The sequence below is a fragment of the Robiginitalea sediminis genome (assembly GCF_002198115.1).
GTDB classification, from domain to species: Bacteria; Bacteroidota; Bacteroidia; order Flavobacteriales; family Flavobacteriaceae; genus Robiginitalea; species Robiginitalea sediminis.
Genome location: NZ_NGNR01000003.1, coordinates 73,651 through 91,578, shown reverse-complemented (window position 1 = coordinate 91,578; position 17,928 = coordinate 73,651). Strand labels below are relative to the sequence as shown.

At 57.6% G+C, this 17,928-nt stretch carries 18 protein-coding genes; 11 read left to right on the top strand and 7 right to left on the bottom strand.

Annotated elements, in window-relative coordinates; all coding sequences use genetic code 11:
• The first annotated feature begins 34 nt into the window (after positions 1–34).
• Positions 35–478, top strand: a complete 444-nt coding sequence (locus CA832_RS10180) for a DUF1569 domain-containing protein (protein WP_088341518.1) — start codon at positions 35–37, stop codon at positions 476–478.
• Here the strand turns inward: CA832_RS10180 and CA832_RS10175 are convergent, their stop codons facing one another.
• Entirely contained in the window at positions 479–1,834 is a 1,356-nt protein-coding gene (locus CA832_RS10175; RefSeq protein WP_088341517.1) for a UDP-N-acetylmuramate--L-alanine ligase, read from the bottom strand.
• Between the two features lie 123 nt (positions 1,835–1,957).
• On the opposite strand from CA832_RS10175, the gene CA832_RS10170 reads away from it, so the two are divergent.
• Both CA832_RS10170 and CA832_RS10165 read left to right on the top strand, forming a co-directional pair.
• The gene (locus tag CA832_RS10170) at positions 1,958–2,275 is read left to right on the top strand and encodes a cupin domain-containing protein (RefSeq protein WP_088341516.1); all 318 of its coding nucleotides are present in this window, start codon (positions 1,958–1,960) and stop codon (positions 2,273–2,275) included.
• A 10-nt stretch (positions 2,276–2,285) separates the two neighbouring features.
• Positions 2,286–3,071, top strand: a complete 786-nt coding sequence (locus CA832_RS10165; RefSeq protein WP_088341515.1) for an SDR family oxidoreductase — start codon at positions 2,286–2,288, stop codon at positions 3,069–3,071.
• An 85-nt stretch (positions 3,072–3,156) separates the two neighbouring features.
• On the opposite strand, the gene CA832_RS10160 is transcribed toward CA832_RS10165, so the two are convergent.
• Genes CA832_RS10160 through CA832_RS10150 form a run of 3 tightly spaced genes read right to left on the bottom strand, consistent with a single transcriptional unit; the run spans position 3,157 to position 5,895 of the window.
• Positions 3,157–3,684, bottom strand: coding sequence for a DUF4136 domain-containing protein (locus CA832_RS10160; RefSeq protein ID WP_088341514.1), 528 nt, complete (start codon positions 3,682–3,684; stop codon positions 3,157–3,159).
• Positions 3,685–3,732: 48 nt separating this feature from the next.
• On the bottom strand, positions 3,733–4,734 hold the full coding sequence (gene obgE / locus CA832_RS10155) for a GTPase ObgE (RefSeq protein WP_088341513.1): 1,002 nt from the start codon (positions 4,732–4,734) through the stop codon (positions 3,733–3,735).
• Positions 4,735–4,779: 45 nt separating this feature from the next.
• Positions 4,780–5,895, bottom strand: coding sequence for an adenylate kinase (locus CA832_RS10150; protein WP_088341512.1), 1,116 nt, complete (start codon positions 5,893–5,895; stop codon positions 4,780–4,782).
• Between the two features lie 111 nt (positions 5,896–6,006).
• Here CA832_RS10150 and CA832_RS10145 point away from each other — a divergent pair, with 111 nt between their 5' ends.
• Genes CA832_RS10145 through CA832_RS10135 form a run of 3 tightly spaced genes read left to right on the top strand, consistent with a single transcriptional unit; the run spans position 6,007 to position 9,743 of the window.
• Positions 6,007–7,185 (top strand): 5-(carboxyamino)imidazole ribonucleotide synthase, encoded by a 1,179-nt coding sequence (locus CA832_RS10145; protein ID WP_088341511.1) that lies wholly within the window; start codon positions 6,007–6,009, stop codon positions 7,183–7,185.
• A complete protein-coding gene (gene purE / locus CA832_RS10140) occupies positions 7,182–7,682 on the top strand; it encodes a 5-(carboxyamino)imidazole ribonucleotide mutase (protein WP_088341510.1) in 501 nt (166 codons plus the stop codon). The genes CA832_RS10145 and purE overlap by 4 nt, the downstream gene beginning before the upstream one ends.
• 27 nt (positions 7,683–7,709) lie before the next feature.
• Complete coding sequence (locus CA832_RS10135) at positions 7,710–9,743, top strand: M3 family metallopeptidase (protein ID WP_088341509.1); 2,034 nt, start codon at positions 7,710–7,712, stop codon at positions 9,741–9,743.
• A 4-nt stretch (positions 9,744–9,747) separates the two neighbouring features.
• On the opposite strand, the gene CA832_RS10130 is transcribed toward CA832_RS10135, so the two are convergent.
• A complete protein-coding gene (locus tag CA832_RS10130) occupies positions 9,748–10,113 on the bottom strand; it encodes a rhodanese-like domain-containing protein (protein ID WP_088341508.1) in 366 nt (121 codons plus the stop codon).
• Between the two features lie 72 nt (positions 10,114–10,185).
• Here CA832_RS10130 and CA832_RS10125 point away from each other — a divergent pair, with 72 nt between their 5' ends.
• Together CA832_RS10125 and CA832_RS10120 are read left to right on the top strand one after the other, a co-directional pair.
• Entirely contained in the window at positions 10,186–10,743 is a 558-nt protein-coding gene (locus CA832_RS10125) for a sigma-70 family RNA polymerase sigma factor (protein WP_088341948.1), read from the top strand.
• Positions 10,744–10,745: 2 nt separating this feature from the next.
• Positions 10,746–10,976 carry a zf-HC2 domain-containing protein gene (locus CA832_RS10120; RefSeq protein WP_088341507.1) on the top strand — a complete coding sequence of 77 codons (231 nt, stop codon included), beginning with the start codon at positions 10,746–10,748 and terminating at the stop codon, positions 10,974–10,976.
• Here the strand turns inward: CA832_RS10120 and CA832_RS10115 are convergent.
• Positions 10,973–11,797 carry a hypothetical protein gene (locus tag CA832_RS10115; RefSeq protein ID WP_088341506.1) on the bottom strand — a complete coding sequence of 275 codons (825 nt, stop codon included), beginning with the start codon at positions 11,795–11,797 and terminating at the stop codon, positions 10,973–10,975. The genes CA832_RS10120 and CA832_RS10115 overlap by 4 nt on opposite strands.
• Positions 11,798–11,935: 138 nt before the next feature.
• Here CA832_RS10115 and gcvP point away from each other — a divergent pair, with 138 nt between their 5' ends.
• From gcvP to CA832_RS10100, 3 genes are read left to right on the top strand one after another with little or no spacing between them, the layout of a single operon-like run.
• Positions 11,936–14,788, top strand: coding sequence for an aminomethyl-transferring glycine dehydrogenase (gcvP, locus tag CA832_RS10110; protein WP_088341505.1), 2,853 nt, complete (start codon positions 11,936–11,938; stop codon positions 14,786–14,788).
• A gap of 3 nt (positions 14,789–14,791) precedes the next feature.
• On the top strand, positions 14,792–15,331 hold the full coding sequence (locus CA832_RS10105) for a methyltransferase domain-containing protein (RefSeq protein ID WP_088341504.1): 540 nt from the start codon (positions 14,792–14,794) through the stop codon (positions 15,329–15,331).
• A 4-nt stretch (positions 15,332–15,335) separates the two neighbouring features.
• On the top strand, positions 15,336–16,199 hold the full coding sequence (locus CA832_RS10100; protein ID WP_088341503.1) for a glycosyltransferase family 2 protein: 864 nt from the start codon (positions 15,336–15,338) through the stop codon (positions 16,197–16,199).
• Here the strand turns inward: CA832_RS10100 and pafA are convergent.
• Positions 16,191–17,870 carry an alkaline phosphatase PafA gene (gene pafA / locus CA832_RS10095; RefSeq protein ID WP_233131784.1) on the bottom strand — a complete coding sequence of 560 codons (1,680 nt, stop codon included), beginning with the start codon at positions 17,868–17,870 and terminating at the stop codon, positions 16,191–16,193. The genes CA832_RS10100 and pafA overlap by 9 nt on opposite strands.
• Positions 17,871–17,928 lie beyond the last annotated feature (58 nt).

The window sequence follows — 17,928 nt, the reverse complement described above, 5'->3', positions numbered from 1 at the left end:
CGAAAGAAAACCTTATTTTTAAACAAAAAGCCCCATGAAGAATTTGTTTGAACCCACGGCCTGCGAAGAAATTCTGCAGCGCCTAGAGAAGCTGGACGCCGGGAGCCAACCCCAATGGGGCCGGATGACTGCCGGCCAAATGGTCTGGCATTGCCAGATCCCCCTGAAGGTGGCCATAGAAAACCGCGATGGCGATGTCCGGGGTAACCCCCTGGTGCGCTGGTTTTTCAAGAAAAGCCTCTACAACGAAAGGCCCTGGCGCAAAAACCTGCCCACAGCCCCTATAGCCAAGGCAGTGGAACCTAAGGATTTCGATACGGAATACCCGAAATTAGTAGAACTGGTCAAGGAATTCCACGGCCTGAATCACCGGAGCCACTGGAACCCCCATCCGCTCTTCGGGTCCTTTACCCACGACCAGTGGGGGCAACTCGAATACAAGCACCTGGACCACCATTTAAGGCAGTTCGGGGTCTGATCAGGCGTAGCGGGATTTAAGGCGTTCCATGTCGAGGCCACCGTAATTCCCGCTGCTCATGAGCAGCAGTACGGACTCCGGCAGAGGTGCCGCTGCCAATGCCTTCTCCAGGGATTCCGTGTCCGTGTACACCTGTAGACCGGCCTTCCCGAAGGCCTTCCGGATGTCCTCCGGTTCCAGGGGGTCCAGCCCCTTGACTGCCAACGCCTCGGGCACATAAAAAACCATGGCCGTATCGGCGGCATCCAACGTACCCCGGTACGCTTCCAGGAATTGGGCATTCAGGCTGCTGTAGGTGTGGAGTTCCAGGCACGCCAACAGGGGTTGCCCGGGGTATTGCTCGCGCACTGCCCGGGTAGTGGCCTTAACCTTGCTGGGCGCGTGGGCAAAATCCTTGAAGAGTTTGCCGCTACCCGTTTCGGCCAGGAGTTCCAGACGCCGGGAAGCGCCCTTAAAACTCGCAATAGCCTCATAGAATTCGTCCTGGTCTACCCCCATCTGCTGGCAGATCCACATGGCGCCGGCCAGGTTGCTCAGGTTATGGCGACCAAACACCTCCAGCGGCATATCACCTTCCGGGGTTTCCAGGTAGGTTACCCCGCCTTCTGTGCGATAGGGCGGAACCTGGTACGGAAATTTCCGTATGGGAGCCTGGTGGTCTTCCACCAGGGCCTTTACCTCCGGATCTTCCGCATTATAGGTAATACTGCCACCGGGTACAATGCCCTCCAGGAAAATGCGGAACTGCTCCCGGTAAACCTCAAAGGTGGGGAAGACGTTGATGTGGTCCCAGGCTATCCCGCTTATAAGGGCGATATTGGGTTGATACAGATGAAATTTTGGCCGGCGGTCTATGAGGGAGGAAAGGTATTCATCCCCTTCCAGGACCATGAATTCGGCCTCATCGGTCAGGCGTACCATCCTGTCGAACCCCTCCAGCTGTGCCCCGACCATATAATCAACATCGCGGTCCCAGTAATGCATTACATGCAGGATCATGGACGTGATGGTAGTCTTCCCATGGCTCCCGCCTATGACCACCCGGGTCTTGTTCTTGGCTTGTTCGAAAAGGAACTCGGGATAGGAATACACCGGCAGCCCCAGCTGCTGGGCCCGAAGGAGTTCCGGGTTATCCGGCTTGGCGTGCATCCCCAGGATCACAGCATCCAGGGCAGTGGTGATTTTCCCGGGAAACCACCCGAAGGCATCGGGTAAAAGCCCGGCGCGCTCCAACCGGCTTCGGGAAGGCTCAAAAATAACATCATCGCTCCCGGTTACCACAGCCCCTTTGTCGTGAAGGGCCAGGGCCAGGTTGTGCATGGTGCTGCCGCCAATGGCGATAAAATGGATGTTCATGGATAGGTTTTGCGTTGGCCCAAAGATACACAACCCCTGGCGCTCCCACCAACCCTGCAGGTTCCTGGTTTGCGCGAAAGACGTACCTTTGAAGGTATTGCAAAACCTGTAAATAAGGACCCAATGGAGTATCAATTACACCGCATTCCTTCCCGAGAATTCTTTCCCGGGTTTTCCGGCAAAATGGTACATGGCTCCCAGATGAGCCTGGCTTTCTGGGAGGTGGAGGCAGGGGCCGAAGTACCCCAGCACCAGCACCCCCACGAGCAAATCATGCATGTGCAGGAGGGGCGGTTTTCCTTTACCCTTGAGGGCAAAACCCGGGAATACGGCCCGGGGGATATCGTCCTGATTCCATCCGGGGCGGTCCACAGCGGAAAAGCCCTGACCGCCTGCCGGATTATGGATATTTTCAGCCCGGTCCGGGAAGAATACCGCTAAGAGCAAAACCATGGAAATAAACCTGAAAGGACGTCACGCCCTGGTGGGCGGCAGCAGCAAGGGTATCGGAAGGGCCATTGCCCTGCAACTGGCCCGCAGCGGAGCGCGGGTCACCGTAGCCGCCCGCAGCAGCAGTGCCCTGCAGGCAACCGTTGCGGAAATGGAAGCACACCACCCGGCTGGCCACCACCACCTCTGTGTGGATTATTCCGATATTAAAAACTACAAAACCACCATTACGGAGTACCTGAAAGAATCCCCGGCGGATATCGTGGTCAACAACACCCAGGGGCCGCCGGCCGGCACCAGCCTGGAGCAGACCCCGGAATCCTACCAAAAGGCTTTCGAACTCCTGTTCCAAACGGCAGTGACCACTACTGCGGCCGCCCTCCCCCACATGCAGCAGCGCAGGTGGGGTCGCATCATTAACGTGGCTTCTGTCTCCGTTAGGGAACCCCTGGGTTACCTGGCGCTTTCCAATACCATGCGCGCCGCGGTGGTGAGCTGGGGCAAAACCCTGGCCTCAGATACAGGCCGGTATGGGATTACCGTAAATTCCGTACTCACCGGATACTTCGACACCGAGCGCCTTGCGGCCCTTAACGATAAGAAAGCACAACAAATGGGCATTGCCCCGGAAGCGGTTACAGCGCGCCTGAAGGAGCAGGTTCCCCTGGGGCGGCTCGGACGGCCGGAGGAATACGGTTTCCTCGCGGCATTCCTGGCCTCGGACCAGGCGGCATATCTTACCGGGGCGGTCATCCCCCTGGACGGTGGCCTGCTCCGCTCCTACTAGGAAACCCATTGGAGATTCATAAAAAAAGGAACCCGATGGCTCCTTTTTGGCGGGACTGCACAGGGCCCATACATAGGCCTTGGGTTTATTCAGGGGGAAAGCCGGACATCGCTTTTGTGGCGATCTGCAGGAAACGGGCCTCTTTCTGCAACGGGTCTGCCCCTTCCCTAAAGGTATCGGTGGTTACGGCCTGCCAGATGAGGCCATCCGAAGTGGTATCTATGATGTTAAAGGTGATCTGCTGTTTCAGGCCGGAACTGCTCACGGGGATGCCCACGGATATCCCGCCCCCCACATTCCTGCCGGTTCCCCCAAGACCCACTCCTACATTGCTGCGCGAGGGCTCCTGGTACGTTTCGGCCACTACGTCTATCAGGAAATCGGGTTCCTCCGCCTGCCGGTAGCCCTTTTCCCGAAGGACCGTTTCCAGGGCGTCCAGAAGCCGGCGGCTGTCCAGGTCATTCAGACCGGTCTGCATCTCCGGGTAAAACCCATAGGTCTTAAAGCCCGACCAGTCTGCACGGGGCTCATAGTCGTAGCGGACCCGAACCGCGGCACAACCCGCCAATTGCAGGGAAAGGAATACGAGGATGGTAAACCGCAGGGCCTTCATAGGATCTAAAATACGGAATTTCCCAGGGCGGGGGAAGCAGGTGGGCGGTTATTCGTTCAACAACCGCCACAGGCGGTCTTTAAGGCCGGGAATGCCCTGTCCGGAGACCGAGGAGATAAAGAGGAAATCCACTCCCGGGAGGTCCCCCCGCAGCTGTTCCCGCATTTCCTCCATAAGCTCCGCATCGAGCATGTCCGCTTTCGATATGGCCAGCAGCCTTCTCTTGTCCAGCAGCTCCGGGTTGTATTTGCGGAGTTCATTGAGCAGGATATCATATTGAGCAGGGATATCAGCACTATCTGCCGGGATGAGGAACAGCAGGGTGGCATTGCGCTCGATATGCCGCAAAAAATAGTGACCCAGGCCTTTTCCCTCGGAGGCCCCTTCGATGATACCGGGGATGTCTGCCATTACAAAACTGCGGAAGTCCCGGTACTTCACAATCCCCAGGTTGGGCTTCAGGGTGGTGAACTCGTAATCGGCAATTTTGGGTTTGGCCGAGGTAAGGGCAGCCAGCAGGGTCGATTTTCCCGCATTCGGGAACCCCACAAGGCCCACATCTGCCAGCACCTTGAGCTCGAGGGTAATGTCCTGTTCCTCCCCGGGGGTACCCGGCTGGGCATAGCGGGGGGTCTGGTTGGTGGCGGTTTTGAAATGCCAGTTTCCACGTCCTCCCATCCCGCCGCGGGCTAGGATTTCTTCCTGCCCATCCTCAGTGATTTCAAAGAGGACTTCTCCCGTTTCGGTGTTTCGGGCCACCGTCCCCAACGGCACCTCAAGGATAACATCCTCCCCGTCTGCGCCCGTGCTGCGCTGCTTGCCGCCATGTTCGCCGTGACCGGCATGGAAATGACGCTTAAACTTGAAACTCAGAAGGGTCCAGAGGTTTTTGTTTCCCCTTGCGATGACATGCCCCCCGCGGCCTCCGTCGCCCCCGTCCGGTCCGCCCTTGGCCACAAACTTCTCGCGGCGCAGGTGCGCAGACCCCTTCCCCCCGTTCCCGGAACGGAGGTGAATTTTGACGTAATCGACGAAATTGCCTTCAGTCATGTCTTATGGTTTCGGCTGTGGCCAGGCCCAAAGGGGCCGGGTGTATCAGAGCTGGTCGATAACGGCGGCAAGCCTCCCGGTAATCTCCGGGATCTCACCGATACCATTAACGCCGTGGAATTTGCCTTGCTTCTGGTAATACGCCTTCAGCGGGGCGGTCTTGACATTGTACTCTTCAAAACGGTTCCGGATCTTAGATTCGTCCTGGTCATCGCTGCGGCCGCTTACCTTCCCGCGCTCCAGCAGGCGGGCTACCAAGACCTCATCGTCTGCCTCCAGGGCAATGGTGGCATCAATTTTCATGTCCCGGCCTTCCAGGAAGTGGTCCAGGGCTTCGGCCTGGGCCGTGGTCCTCGGGAAACCGTCAAAAATAAACCCGGCAGCATCCGGGTGGGCTTCCACCTCATCCTTGAGCATGTCTATGGTAACCTGGTCCGGTACCAGTTCTCCCTTGTCGATGTAGGACTTGGCCAGGTTGCCCAGGTCGGTACCCCCTTTGATATTCCTGCGGAAGACATCGCCGGTGGAAATGTGCTGGAGGTTGTATTTCTCTTTTAAGAAGGTGGCTTGCGTCCCCTTGCCGGCCCCCGGCTTTCCAAAAAGGACAATGTTGATCATGGGTTGTTTCTTAAGTTGGTAAATATCGCGCAGGTTGCGGCCCTGTTCCCGGTAATCCAGGCCATAGCCAACAATAAAGCGGTCCGGGATTTCCATCCCCACGTAATCGATGGTATACTCGCCATTGTAAATTTCGGACTTGTAGAACAGTGCGGCAATCTTGAAGTCTTTGATGTTGCGCCCGGCAAACAGGTGGACCAGCTCCTGCAGGGTCCTCCCGGTATCCACAATGTCCTCCAGGATAATCACATCCCTGCCCTCCACTTCCTCGGGAAGGTCCAGCAGGGTTTCAACAATCCCCGTGGAGGTGAGCCCCCTGTAGGAACTCAGCTTCACAAAGGTGAGTTCGCACGGGTAGGGATAGTGTTTCATAAAGTCCGAAACAAACATAAAAGCCCCGTTGAGCACCCCTACAAAAACCGGTGTACGGTCCTCGTAGTCGCGCGCAATGGCATCGGCCATCCGGCGCACTGCCGCGAGGATATCCTTTTCGGGGATAGTGGCCTCAAAACGCCTGCCTAAAAGGGTTATGGACTCTTTCATACCTGCTTCAGGCGCGAAGATAGTGTTTTGATTTTTCTTTTACCCGCGGGGTTTCTCCCTTTCTCAGAATTCGCCGTATTTTTGGAGCACGAACCTTCTCGCATACCAAAAATGGCCAAGCAGACCAGCTACTTTTCATCCGATTTTACCCTGGGCATACTGGGCGGGGGGCAACTGGGCAAGATGCTACTCTACGAAACCCGCAAATGGGATGTGACTACCCGTGTCATGGATCCTTCGGCCGAAGCCCCGGCCCGCCTGGCGTGCAATACATTTGTGCAGGGGGACTTAATGGACTACCAGGCCGTTATGGACTTTGGGCGCGGGGTAGACGTGCTTACCATCGAGATCGAAAATGTCAATGTCCAGGCCCTGGAAGACCTGGAGGATACGGGGGTGACCGTATATCCACAGCCCAAAACCCTGAGGACCATCCAGAACAAGGCCACCCAGAAACTCTTTTATACGGACCACGGGATCCCCACGGCCCCTTTCAGCCGGTTTGCCTATACCAGCGAGATCGAAGACAGCCTCAACAACGGAGGCATAGCCTTCCCCTTTGTCTGGAAAAGCGCCCGTTTCGGATACGATGGGCAAGGGGTAAAAATTGTGCGGGACTGGGCAGACCTGGAAGGCCTTCCCAATGTGGAATGTATTGCGGAGTCGCTTATTCCCTTTAAGAACGAACTGGCAGTAATTGTAGCCCGCAACCCCGATGGGGAGGTACGGACATACCCGGTGGTGGAAATGGAATTCCACCCCGAAGCCAACCAGGTGGAATATGTGCTTTGCCCGGCGCGCATCCCTGAAGCCGTGGCGAAAGAAGCGAGGGAAATAGCCCTGAAGGTGAGCCGGAGCCTGGGTCATGTAGGCCTGCTGGCCGTGGAGATGTTCCGCACACAGGAAGACCATATCCTGGTCAATGAGGTTGCCCCCCGCCCGCACAACAGCGGCCACTATAGCATAGAGGGTAGTTTTACCAACCAGTTTGAACAGCACCTGAGGGCCATCCTGGGCCTGCCGCTGGGGCAAACCGACAATAAGGTAGCCACGGTAATGGTCAATCTCGTGGGGGCCGAAGGGTTCCGCGGCCCGGTGTTCTACGAAGGCATAGGGGCCATCCTGGGCATGCCGGGTGTAGTCCCGCATATTTACGGAAAAAAAGAGACCCGGCCCTTTCGCAAAATGGGGCATGTAACCATAGCGGATACCTCCCTGGAATCGGCGCGGAAAACCGCAGAAACCGTTAAATCGAGCATTGTGGTCCGCACCAAAACACAAACATCATGAGCAAAGTAGCCGTCATTATGGGAAGCACCAGCGACCTTCCCGTTATGCAGGATGCCATAGACATCCTAAAGGAACTGAATATCGAAACCGAAGTGGATATCGTATCGGCCCACAGGACTCCGGAGAAAATGGCATCCTTCGCCGCAGGGGCACATACCCGCGGTTTTGCCGCGATTATTGCCGGAGCCGGGGGCGCTGCCCACCTGCCCGGGATGGTGGCTTCCTATACCCCCCTGCCCGTTATCGGGGTCCCGGTAAAGAGCAGTAATTCCATAGACGGCTGGGATTCTGTTCTGAGCATCCTCCAGATGCCCGGGGGCGTCCCGGTGGCTACCGTTGCCCTTAACGGGGCGCGTAATGCAGGTATCCTTGCCGCCCAGATCGTTGGCAGTGCCAACCCGGAAGTGCTCCAGCGCATCATCGCTTTCAAGGAAGGCCTGAAAACAAAAGTAGAAAAGGGCGCCGCCGAAGTGCGGAAACAATTCGGACAGTCCTGAAAAACGGCTAAAACACAACCATACGTTATGAGCAACCCCCTCATGCAGGCCTTTGACCTGGCCCCCTTCAGCGCCCTAAAAACAGAACATTTCCAGCCGGCCTTTGAGGCAGCCCTGGAACAGGCCAGGAAGGAGATAGACAGCATAGCGGCAAACCCCGAATCCCCGGGTTTCGAAAATACCATCGCCGCCCTGGACTTTGCCGGGCAGCACCTGGAGCGGGTAAGCAGCATATTCTTCAACCTGAATGCCGCGGAGACCAACCCGGAAATCCAGGCCCTGGCCCAGGAAATTTCTCCCAAACTGGCCGAATTCGCCAACGACATCACCTTAAACCAGTCCCTTTTCAACAGGGTAAATGCCATATGGGAAAAAAGGGATGCCCTGGACCTGGACCCCGAACAACAGACTCTTTTAGAGCGCAAGTATCGGCATTTCAGCCGCAACGGAGCCCATCTGAACGATTCGGAAAAAACGCGTTTGCGGGAAATCGACAAAGCCCTGTCCAAGCTTAAGCTGGCCTTTGGCGAGCACGTCCTGGAGGAGACCAATTCCTTCCGCATGCACCTTACAGACCCCGAAGACCTGTCCGGTCTGCCGGAAGGCGCACGGGAAACGGCACGCATGGCGGCCGAGGCCCAGGGACTCGAAGGGTGGGTCTTTACCCTGGACTACCCCTCCTACCTGCCCTTTATGAAATATTCCGAGAAACGGGATCTGAGGCGAAAAATGGCTCTGGCTTTCGGGAGTAAGGGGTTTCACGGCGATGCACTGGACAACCGGGAAATTGTCCTGGATATCGCCCGCCTGCGCCATGAACGCGCCCGTTTGCTGGGGTACGACAGCCACGCCCATTTTGTGCTGGAGGAACGCATGGCCAAAACGCCGGGCGCCGTTACGGAGTTTCTGGAGGCATTGCTGGAAAAGGCACTTCCCGCAGCGAAAAGGGAAAAGGAAGAACTGGAAGCCTTCGCGAAGGGGCGGGACGGCATCGACCAGCTGGAAGCCTGGGACAGTGCCTTCTACTCGGAAAAACTGCGGCAGGAACGTTTCCAGCTGGACGACGAAAAGCTCAAACCCTATTTTGAGCTGGACCGGGTCCTGGGCGGCGCTTTTGAGGTTGCCGGCCGGCTCTTCGGGCTTCGGTTTGAGGCAGACACCACCATAGATACCTACCACGAGGAAGTGCGTGCCTACCGGGTTGTGGGTGCCTCCGGGGAACTGGCGGCCATCTTTTATGCAGACTTCCACCCCAGGCCCGGCAAACGGGGCGGGGCGTGGATGACCTCCTACAAACCCCAATACCGGAAGGATGGGGTAAATGAGCGCCCCCACATCAGCATTGTCTGCAACTTTACCCGGGCAACCCGTCAGCAACCCTCCTTATTGACCTTCAACGAGGTCACCACCCTCTTCCACGAATTCGGGCATGCCCTCCACGGGATCCTGGCAGACACCACCTACCCGGGCCTGTCCGGGACCTCCGTCTTCTGGGATTTTGTGGAACTACCCAGCCAGATTATGGAAAACTGGTGCTACCAGCCCGAAGCCCTCGAGCTCTTTGCCAGGCATTACCAAACCGGGGAGGTTCTGCCTATGGAATGGATCGACCGGATACGGGAAAGCGCCAACTTCCTGGAGGGGATGGCTACGGTGCGCCAGTTGAGCTTCGGCTTTCTGGACATGGCCTGGCACGGTAGCGACCCGGGTGGCGTAACAGACGTGAAGGCCTACGAAAGCGAGGCTTTCCAGGCCACACGCCTTTTTCCGGAAAACGCGGAAACCTGCATGAGTACCTCCTTTTCCCACATCTTCCAGGGTGGCTATTCCTCGGGATATTACAGCTATAAATGGGCCGAAGTCCTGGATGCGGATGCCTTTGCCTACTTCAGGGAAGAGGGGATATTCGACCCCGGGGTAGCCCGCAAGTTCCGCGACCACATCCTCTCGCGTGGCGGGACGGAAGACCCCATGGAACTCTACAAACGTTTCAGGGGAAGGGAACCCCGGCTGGAAGCCCTCCTGGAACGGGCCGGCCTGGTAGTCTCAGAAGAAGGATAACCCATCAGGGCTTTTGGGCCGCCTGGTAAGCGTCCCAACCCCCGGTAAGGTCTACTACCGTATATCCGAGAGAATCCAGGTAGCGGGCTGCTTCCCCGCTCCTGCCCCCTACCTTGCAGTACAGGTAAATGGTACCCTCCTTGGGAATATCCTCCCATTTCGATTTGAAATCCGGGGCCAGCCAGTCGATATTCACGGCGCCCTCCAGGTGTCCTTGCCCGAATTCCCCGGGGGTCCGGACATCTACCAGCATATCGGAGGAACCCACCATATCTGTATCAAAAGTGGTGATGGGCATTTTGCCGGATTGCGGCTGGGAGCAGCCTACGGCCAGAAACAGCAGCAGGATGGGCAGACAGTACTTTTTCATGGAAGGGAGTTTGGATTAAAGATAGGAGTATTCTGCTAAAATCCGCTATTTTTGGAAGGCATAATGCCCCTGATGAGCGCACCAGAACTACAGCCAGAACACTGGGTAGACCGCTATGCGGATTACCTTTACCAATACGCGGTGACCCGGGTAGACGACCCCGAGTTGGCTCGTGACCTGGTGCAGGAAACCTTTGTAGCCGGGCTGCAGTCTGCACCCAATTTTAAGGGCCAGGCTGCCGAAAGGACTTGGCTCATTGCCATCCTCAAGCGAAAGGTGATAGACCACTACCGCAAATCCAACACCAAAAAGGGGAAGGCGGAAGTCCGGATGCAATATGGCTCCCAATCCGAAGGGGAAGGAGACTGGCTCGAGGAGAATGCCGCAGACCCAGACAGCCTCCGGGAAAACGATGCTATCGAAAATGCCGAACTGGCCATGGCGATCCAGGAATGCCTCTCCCACTTGCCCGACCAGCAGGCTAGAGTGTTTTCCATGAAAACCATACGCGGCATGAGTACGGAGGACATTTGTAATGAACTGGGCATAAAACCGTCTAACCTATGGGTCATCGTCCACAGGGCGCGAACAGCCCTGATGGGGTGCCTTAACGAATCCTGGTTTAAGTAGTTATGTCGAATTTTTGCAAAGAAGCCGTCGATATCAGCCATAAATGGCAGTATGGGGAAGCCACCTGGAAGCAGCGGTGGCAACTGCGGTTCCACCTATTGATCTGCAAGGCATGTGCAGGCTTTAGCCGGAAAAACAGCAAACTCACCCACCTTTGCCAGGACGCCCACCTCCACCAACTCAGCGAAGCCGAAAAATCGGCCATGAAGAAGCGCCTGAGCCAGGCTAACTAACCGGCAAAAGAAGACCAGGCCACCCAGGTCAGGTACCCGCCAATGGGAATGGTCTCCACCCAGAACGAGGCAAAATAACGACCATTTTCCGGACCGCTCCGGTAGATGGCCAGGGCTACCCAAAAGGCCATAAACCCCTTGCTCATCCATTCGGCCCCGGTGGGGACGTCTTTGAGTGCCGTGAGCAGCAAAAAGACAAAGGCCCCGGCAACTCCCAAAGCCCGTGTGGCAGGCAACCCGAATTTGCGGGGGAGAGTTAACAGGTCCGGCGGGTCCACCGCCATATCCCGTACTTCGAAAGGAACCATCAACAGGCTCACCAGCAGGAGGCGCTGGAAGGCCTCCACCCTGAAATCCCAGGTACCGGACAGGTCCGCTGCAAAAGGAATCCACAGGGTTAACAAGGTCCATACCAGGGCCACCCACAGTATTTTGAACCATCCGAGCCCCCTCAGGCTTTTCATACCGGGATACAGGGGCAGCGCATAGAGCACCGTAAAGACAAATACAAATCCCAGGGGTGCCAGATACGGCAAGGGTATTGCGAACAGGAAATACACCGCCAATAGCGCTGCAAGGACTGTTAACCCGGCCACCCCACCCCTGAGCCTGATCCCGGCCCTGGGTTTGGTCCCCGAAGTCACCGTGGCTTTCAGGACATTGTACCCGGCAATGGACCCAAAAAAGACCAGGGCATAATAGGACCCCGGGACCCTGCCTTCCACTAGGGCTTCTGCGTACGCCAGGAGGGCCACAAGGGCCAGGGAGACGTGGATACTGCCCTGTACATAGAAGGCGAAAATGGCCTGGAGCACGCGCATGGAAACAAAAGTAGGCCAAATGGGCTTTACCTGCTCGTAAGTGGTTAACAACTTTGGGAGTAGGGTGAGAATTTAGGGGTGGGATACCCGGAATTTATACCTTATTTTTGTGGACCTTAAAAGCTGAACGAAACGTCCATGAAAACCGATCAATTCGCATCCCGTCACCTCGGGATCCGGCAAGGCGACCTCCCGGCCATGCTGGAGAAAGTGGGTGTGGAATCCCTGGATCAACTCATCAACGAAACCGTACCAGACGATATCCGACTGAAGCGGCCCCTGGAGCTCAGTGCGCCTCTCACAGAATATGAATTCCTGAGCCACCTCGGCGAGCTGGCAAAGGAGAACACCCTCTTCCGGAATTATATCGGCATGGGGTACCACCCCTGCATCACCCCTTCGGTGATCAAACGCAACATTCTGGAGAACCCGGGTTGGTATACCGCCTATACCCCCTACCAGGCCGAAATTGCACAGGGCCGCCTGGAAGCCCTGCTCAATTACCAGACCATGGTTTGCGAACTCACGGGCATGGAACTGGCAAACGCCTCCCTCCTGGACGAAGCTACTGCCGCAGCAGAGGCCATGACCATGATCTACGACCTGCGGTCGCGCCAGCAGAAAAAATCAGATTGCAACCGGTTTTTCGTAGCCGAAGGGGTACTGCCCCAGACAATGGCCCTGCTGAAGACCCGCGCTATGCCCCTGGGGATAGAACTGGTGGTGGGCAGCGCCGATGAGGCGCCGCTGGACGAATCCTTTTTCGGTGCCCTGTTGCAATACCCGGCAGCCGATGGGGGCCTGATGCCCATCGATGCCTTTATCGCAAAGGCCCATGCCCTGGAGTTGAAGGTGGCCGTGGCGGCCGACCTGCTCAGCCTCTGCCTGTTGGTCCCCCCCGGGGAATTCGGGGCAGACGTGGTGGTGGGGACTACCCAGCGCTTTGGCATCCCCCTGGGGTACGGCGGCCCGCATGCTGCGTATTTCGCCACGCGGGAAGACTACAAGCGAAGCATCCCGGGACGTATTATCGGGCTCAGCAAGGATATGGACGGGAAGCCCGCCCTGCGGATGGCCCTGCAAACCCGGGAACAACATATTAAACGGGATAAGGCAACCTCCAATATCTGTACCGCCCAGGTCCTGCTGGCCGTCATGGCCGGGGCCTACGGGGTGTACCACGGGCCGGAAGGCCTTAAGGCTATTGCCACGCGGGTGCACAAGGGGGCTGCTGCCCTGGCCGGGGCCCTGGAGGAAATTGGGCTTTCACTGAAACACGGGGCCTTTTTCGACACCCTTTGTGTCCAGACCCCTGCAGGACCGGTCCGCCAACAGGCCGAAGCGGCGGGAATGAATTTCTTTTACCCGGATGCTGAGACCGTGTGCCTTTCCATCAATGAAGTTACAAGCGAAGAAGACCTGAATGCCATTGCAGGGGTCTTTGCCGCAGCTGCAGGGGTGCCCGCACCTGCCCTCAGTTCGAAAGGGGAATCCCGTATCCCGGGAGCCCTGCAACGCCAGAGCGGCTATATGCCACAGGAGGTCTTTAACAGGTACCACTCCGAAACCGAGATGATGCGCTACCTGAAGATGCTCGAGCGCAAGGACCTGGCCCTGAACCACAGCATGATTTCCCTGGGTTCCTGCACCATGAAGCTCAACGCCGCTACCGAAATGCTCCCCCTGAGCCTTCCGGAGTGGGCAGACCTCCACCCGTTTGCCCCTGTGGAACAGGCGGCAGGCTACCACAAAATGCTCCGTAAACTGGAGGCGGACCTTTCGGAAATAACCGGATTTGCTGCCACCAGCCTGCAACCCAACTCCGGGGCGCAGGGCGAATATGCAGGGCTGATGCTTATCCGGGCCTACCACGAATCCCGCGGGGAGGGGCACCGGAATATCTGCCTCATCCCGGCCTCGGCTCACGGAACCAACCCGGCATCCGCAGTTATGGCGGGGATGGAAGTGGTGGTGACCAAAACCGATGAGAAAGGGAACATAGACCTGGCGGACCTGGAGGAAAAAGTCCTGACGCACAGCGATTCCCTCGCTGCCCTTATGGTGACCTACCCGTCCACCCACGGGGTGTTTGAATCCACCATCCGCAAGGTAACGGACCTGATCCACCAGCACGGCGGGCAGGTCTATATGGACGGCGCCAACATGAACGCCCAGGTGGGGCTGACTAACCCGGCCACCATCGGGGCAGACGTTTGCCACCTGAATCTCCACAAGACCTTCGCCATCCCGCACGGGGGAGGAGGCCCGGGGGTTGGTCCGGTATGCGTGGCTCCTCAGCTGGTACCCTTCCTGCCCGGAAACCCGGTGATCGCCACAGGAGGTCAGCAGGCGATCCCGGCCATTTCGGCGGCCCCCTGGGGAAGTGCCCTGGTGTGCCTGATCTCCTATGGGTATATCCGGATGCTGGGTGCCCGCGGGCTGCGGCAGGCTACCGAAATCGCCATCCTCAACGCCAACTACATGAAGGAGCGCCTGGAAGCGGCATACCCCATCCTCTACACCGGGGAAAAAGGCAGGGCGGCCCACGAAATGATCATCGATTGCCGGCCCTTTAAAGCCCTGGGGATTGAAGTGTCCGATATTGCCAAACGGCTTATGGATTACGGTTTCCATGCCCCCACGGTTTCCTTCCCGGTAGCGGGCACCATGATGATAGAACCCACCGAGAGCGAGTCCCTGGAAGAACTCGACCGCTTCTGCGATGCCCTGCTCTCGATCCGAGCAGAAATTGACGCCTCCTCGGAAGGGCAGCCCAACCCGATATTGAAAAATGCGCCGCATACCGCAGACCTGGTCTGTTCGGACCACTGGGAGTTCCCCTACGGACGGGAAGCTGCTGCATTCCCCCTCCCCTATATCCGGGAGAACAAATTCTGGCCCAGCGTACGCCGGGTAGACGACGCCTATGGCGACCGGAACCTGATGTGTACCTGTACGCCCCTGGAGGCCTATGCGGAAACCGCCCAGTAGCCTATGTATGCACACTATCCGGAGAAACGCTACCGCAATACCCTCGGGTTTTTAAAGAAACACGTGGGTACCCACCGGAGCATCCTGGACCTGGGGGTGCCCAACCCGTTTTCGGAGATCATGCAGGCGGAAGGGTACACCGTGACCAACACCGGCGGGGAGGACCTGGACCTGGACCTCTGTGCGGTTGCGCAAACCGATGCCGAGGTGGTCACTGCCTTCGAAATCCTGGAACACCTGGTCTCCCCTCTGAATGTCCTGCGGGCCATCCCAGGCGACACCCTTCTGGCCAGCGTACCCCTGCGCCTCTGGTTTGCACCGGCCTACAGGTCCAAAACAGACCCCTGGGACCGGCACTACCACGAATTCGAACCCTGGCAGTTCGACTGGTTGCTGGAGAAAGCCGGGTGGCACATCCAGGATTCCCTTACCTGGTCACACCCCGTGGGGAAAATCGGGTTTAGGCCTCTGCTGAGGCGGTTTACGCCGAGATACTACCTGGTTATGGCCACACGGGACCCGAAAAAAGGCAGCAACCCCTGAGCCCATGGATGGAAAGACCCCCCGCCTTGCTGTCATCATCCCGGCACACAATGAAGCCGGGAACCTGGGGGAGTGTCTGAAATCCTTTGCCCGCCAATCCCGCAAGCCGGATGCCCTTATTGTGGTAGACGACCACAGTACAGACCGTACCGGATCCCTGGCGCAGGCTTTTGCGGAGGGCCATCCCTGGGTACGGGTGGTCCGGCGGAGATCCGGCCCGGAGCACCGGCCCGGGGCCAAGGTGGTGGAGAGTTTTCGCTTTGGCCTGGAAACCCTGGCCGAACCCTTCGACTTCATCGGCAAATTCGACGCCGACATCATCCTGCCGGAAAACTATTTTGAGAAAGTACTGGAGGCCTTCGAGGCAGATCCCTTGCTGGGTATCTGCGGGGGGCACATGTACATACGTTCCGGGGACGACTGGGCCTATGAGCCTATCGCGAACCACGACCATGTGCGCGGCCCCATCAAATGCTACCGCCGTTCCTGCCTGGAGGCCATGGGGGGCCTGCGCCCGTATATAGGCTGGGATACGGCAGATATGATCCTGGCCCGCTACCACGGGTTTTCTACCCGTACCCTGCCGGAATTGGAAGTGCACCACCTCCGCCCCACGGGAGGGGCCTATTCGGCCTCCCATGGCGAAAAACAGGGAGCTTCCTTCTACCACCTCCGATATGGGTGGATCATTGCGGGTATTGCGTCTTTGAAGCTGGCCTGGAAAGCCCGGAACCCCCTTTTGCCCTTGCGCCACCTTAAGGGGTATTTCAGGGCCGCGTCCGGCACTACCGGCCGGCTCCTAAGCCCGGAAGAAGGCCGGTTTGCCCGCCAACTGCGGTGGCGGGGAATTCGCTCCCGTTTAGTCTAAGGCCTCGGGAATAGGTTGGCCGGTAGTCCCGGATGGAAACGAAATCCCAAGTAATGCAGCCAGTGTCGGGGCCACATCCGGGATCACCGTCCTGCGGTGCAGGCTCCCGGGCCGAATGCCCTTGCCATACAGGATAAGCGGTACGTGGGTGTCGTAAATATGGGGGGACCCGTGAGTAGAACCGGTACGGGAATAACTTGCGAACTGGGAGCGGGTCACCAGCAGGACATCTCCGGAACGCCTTGGGTTATATCCGTTCTGCAGGATCATCCCCAGCCCATCGCTATAGGTACCATCCTGCATTTGCTTTGCGGTATAGACACGTTCCACCCCGGGGTAACCCAGCAACTCTTCGGCTAGCCGGCCCTGAACCTCCCCCAGGTCCAGTTCGAGGCTGGTGAGTAGTTCATGGTCCAGGAAAAGCTGGCTGTTGGAAAAATTCTTAACGATATCCTTGGTCCCGTAGGTATACCTGAGGAAGTCATCCAGGTCCTTGCGCAACCCACCCATATCCAGGTAGCCGGCGGGGATGCCCGAATCTTCCAGGTAAGCGGGGACATCTACTGCACCGTGGTCTGCAGTGAGGAATACCGTATACATCCCTTTGCCCACCTTGCGGTCCAGCTGCTTAAGCAGGCGCTCCAGGTCGGCATCCAGGCGCAGATAGGTGTCCTGAATTTCCTTGGAATTCACTCCGAAAAAATGACCTACATAGTCTGTGCTGGAATAACTGATGGCCAGAAAATCCGTAATGGCGTCGGCTCCCAGGTCCTCGGCATCCAGGGCTTCAATGGCAAAATCCGTGGTAAGGCTATTGCCAAAGGGGGTAATCCGCAAGAGGCCATAGTGGCCATTGGATTCCCAGAGCTCCGGGAGTTTATGGGGGAATACCGGGGCTGCCTCCCCGTCTATAAGCCCTTCGTAAGGGACGTTATCCGGGCCGCTTTCCAAATAAGTATTTATGTCCCCGAGCGGCTCCCAGTCTTTTCGGTATTTTGCCGCTGCCCCTGAGGCATTGAAGTCGTTGACCCACCCGGGCAGGCTTTCCATATAATAGGTGCTGCTGATCCAGCGCCCGGATTTCCCACCCTCAAACCAGTACGCGGCGTTGGCAGTATGGCCCCCTGGCAGTACAGCGCCCCTGTCCTTTAAGGCCACCGCAATTACCTTACTGCGCATTTGGTAGTGCAGGCGGAGTTGGTCCGTTATGGTAGTCACCAGCATCCGGTGGGGTGAATTCTTCCCCTCGTCCAAAAGGGAGCCCACAGAGGCCACCGAAGCATCCCCTGCACAATAGACCTCCTCCCCGGAGACTTTATCGTACCAGTCATTGCCGATGATGCCGTGCACCGCAGGGGTGGTACCTGTATATACAGAAGCGTGGCCCGGCCCGGTGCTGGTTGGGGCGTAATTGAAATGGTGGTTGCGGGCCAGAAACCCTTCGCCTACCATACGTTTAAAGCCCCCATCCCCATAGTGGTTCCAGAACCGTGAGAGGTAGTCGAACCGCATCTGGTCCACGACAATTCCCACCACCAGGCGGGGCGAATCTCCAAAAGCTTCCGGGGCGTCCTCCCGGGCGCGTTCCCGGATACTGACCTGGGCGCTAAGGGTCCCCACCAGCCCGAGTATACTGACCCCAAGCAATAGGGCATGGCGTAACGGCATCATTCTCATTCTCGTTTTATTTGGCTGTTAAATTACGGATTCACCCTAAATCCCCCTAGCA

Coding starts and splice junctions, on each gene's coding strand:
- CA832_RS10180 (WP_088341518.1), top strand. CDS start 35: ATGAAGAATTTGTTTGAACCCACGGCCTGCGAAGAAATTCTGCAGCGC.
- CA832_RS10175 (WP_088341517.1), bottom strand. CDS start 1,834: ATGAACATCCATTTTATCGCCATTGGCGGCAGCACCATGCACAACCTG.
- CA832_RS10170 (WP_088341516.1), top strand. CDS start 1,958: ATGGAGTATCAATTACACCGCATTCCTTCCCGAGAATTCTTTCCCGGG.
- CA832_RS10165 (WP_088341515.1), top strand. CDS start 2,286: ATGGAAATAAACCTGAAAGGACGTCACGCCCTGGTGGGCGGCAGCAGC.
- CA832_RS10160 (WP_088341514.1), bottom strand. CDS start 3,684: ATGAAGGCCCTGCGGTTTACCATCCTCGTATTCCTTTCCCTGCAATTG.
- obgE (WP_088341513.1), bottom strand. CDS start 4,734: ATGACTGAAGGCAATTTCGTCGATTACGTCAAAATTCACCTCCGTTCC.
- CA832_RS10150 (WP_088341512.1), bottom strand. CDS start 5,895: ATGAAAGAGTCCATAACCCTTTTAGGCAGGCGTTTTGAGGCCACTATC.
- CA832_RS10145 (WP_088341511.1), top strand. CDS start 6,007: ATGGCCAAGCAGACCAGCTACTTTTCATCCGATTTTACCCTGGGCATA.
- purE (WP_088341510.1), top strand. CDS start 7,182: ATGAGCAAAGTAGCCGTCATTATGGGAAGCACCAGCGACCTTCCCGTT.
- CA832_RS10135 (WP_088341509.1), top strand. CDS start 7,710: ATGAGCAACCCCCTCATGCAGGCCTTTGACCTGGCCCCCTTCAGCGCC.
- CA832_RS10130 (WP_088341508.1), bottom strand. CDS start 10,113: ATGAAAAAGTACTGTCTGCCCATCCTGCTGCTGTTTCTGGCCGTAGGC.
- CA832_RS10125 (WP_088341948.1), top strand. CDS start 10,186: ATGAGCGCACCAGAACTACAGCCAGAACACTGGGTAGACCGCTATGCG.
- CA832_RS10120 (WP_088341507.1), top strand. CDS start 10,746: ATGTCGAATTTTTGCAAAGAAGCCGTCGATATCAGCCATAAATGGCAG.
- CA832_RS10115 (WP_088341506.1), bottom strand. CDS start 11,797: ATGCGCGTGCTCCAGGCCATTTTCGCCTTCTATGTACAGGGCAGTATC.
- gcvP (WP_088341505.1), top strand. CDS start 11,936: ATGAAAACCGATCAATTCGCATCCCGTCACCTCGGGATCCGGCAAGGC.
- CA832_RS10105 (WP_088341504.1), top strand. CDS start 14,792: ATGTATGCACACTATCCGGAGAAACGCTACCGCAATACCCTCGGGTTT.
- CA832_RS10100 (WP_088341503.1), top strand. CDS start 15,336: ATGGATGGAAAGACCCCCCGCCTTGCTGTCATCATCCCGGCACACAAT.
- pafA (WP_233131784.1), bottom strand. CDS start 17,870: ATGATGCCGTTACGCCATGCCCTATTGCTTGGGGTCAGTATACTCGGG.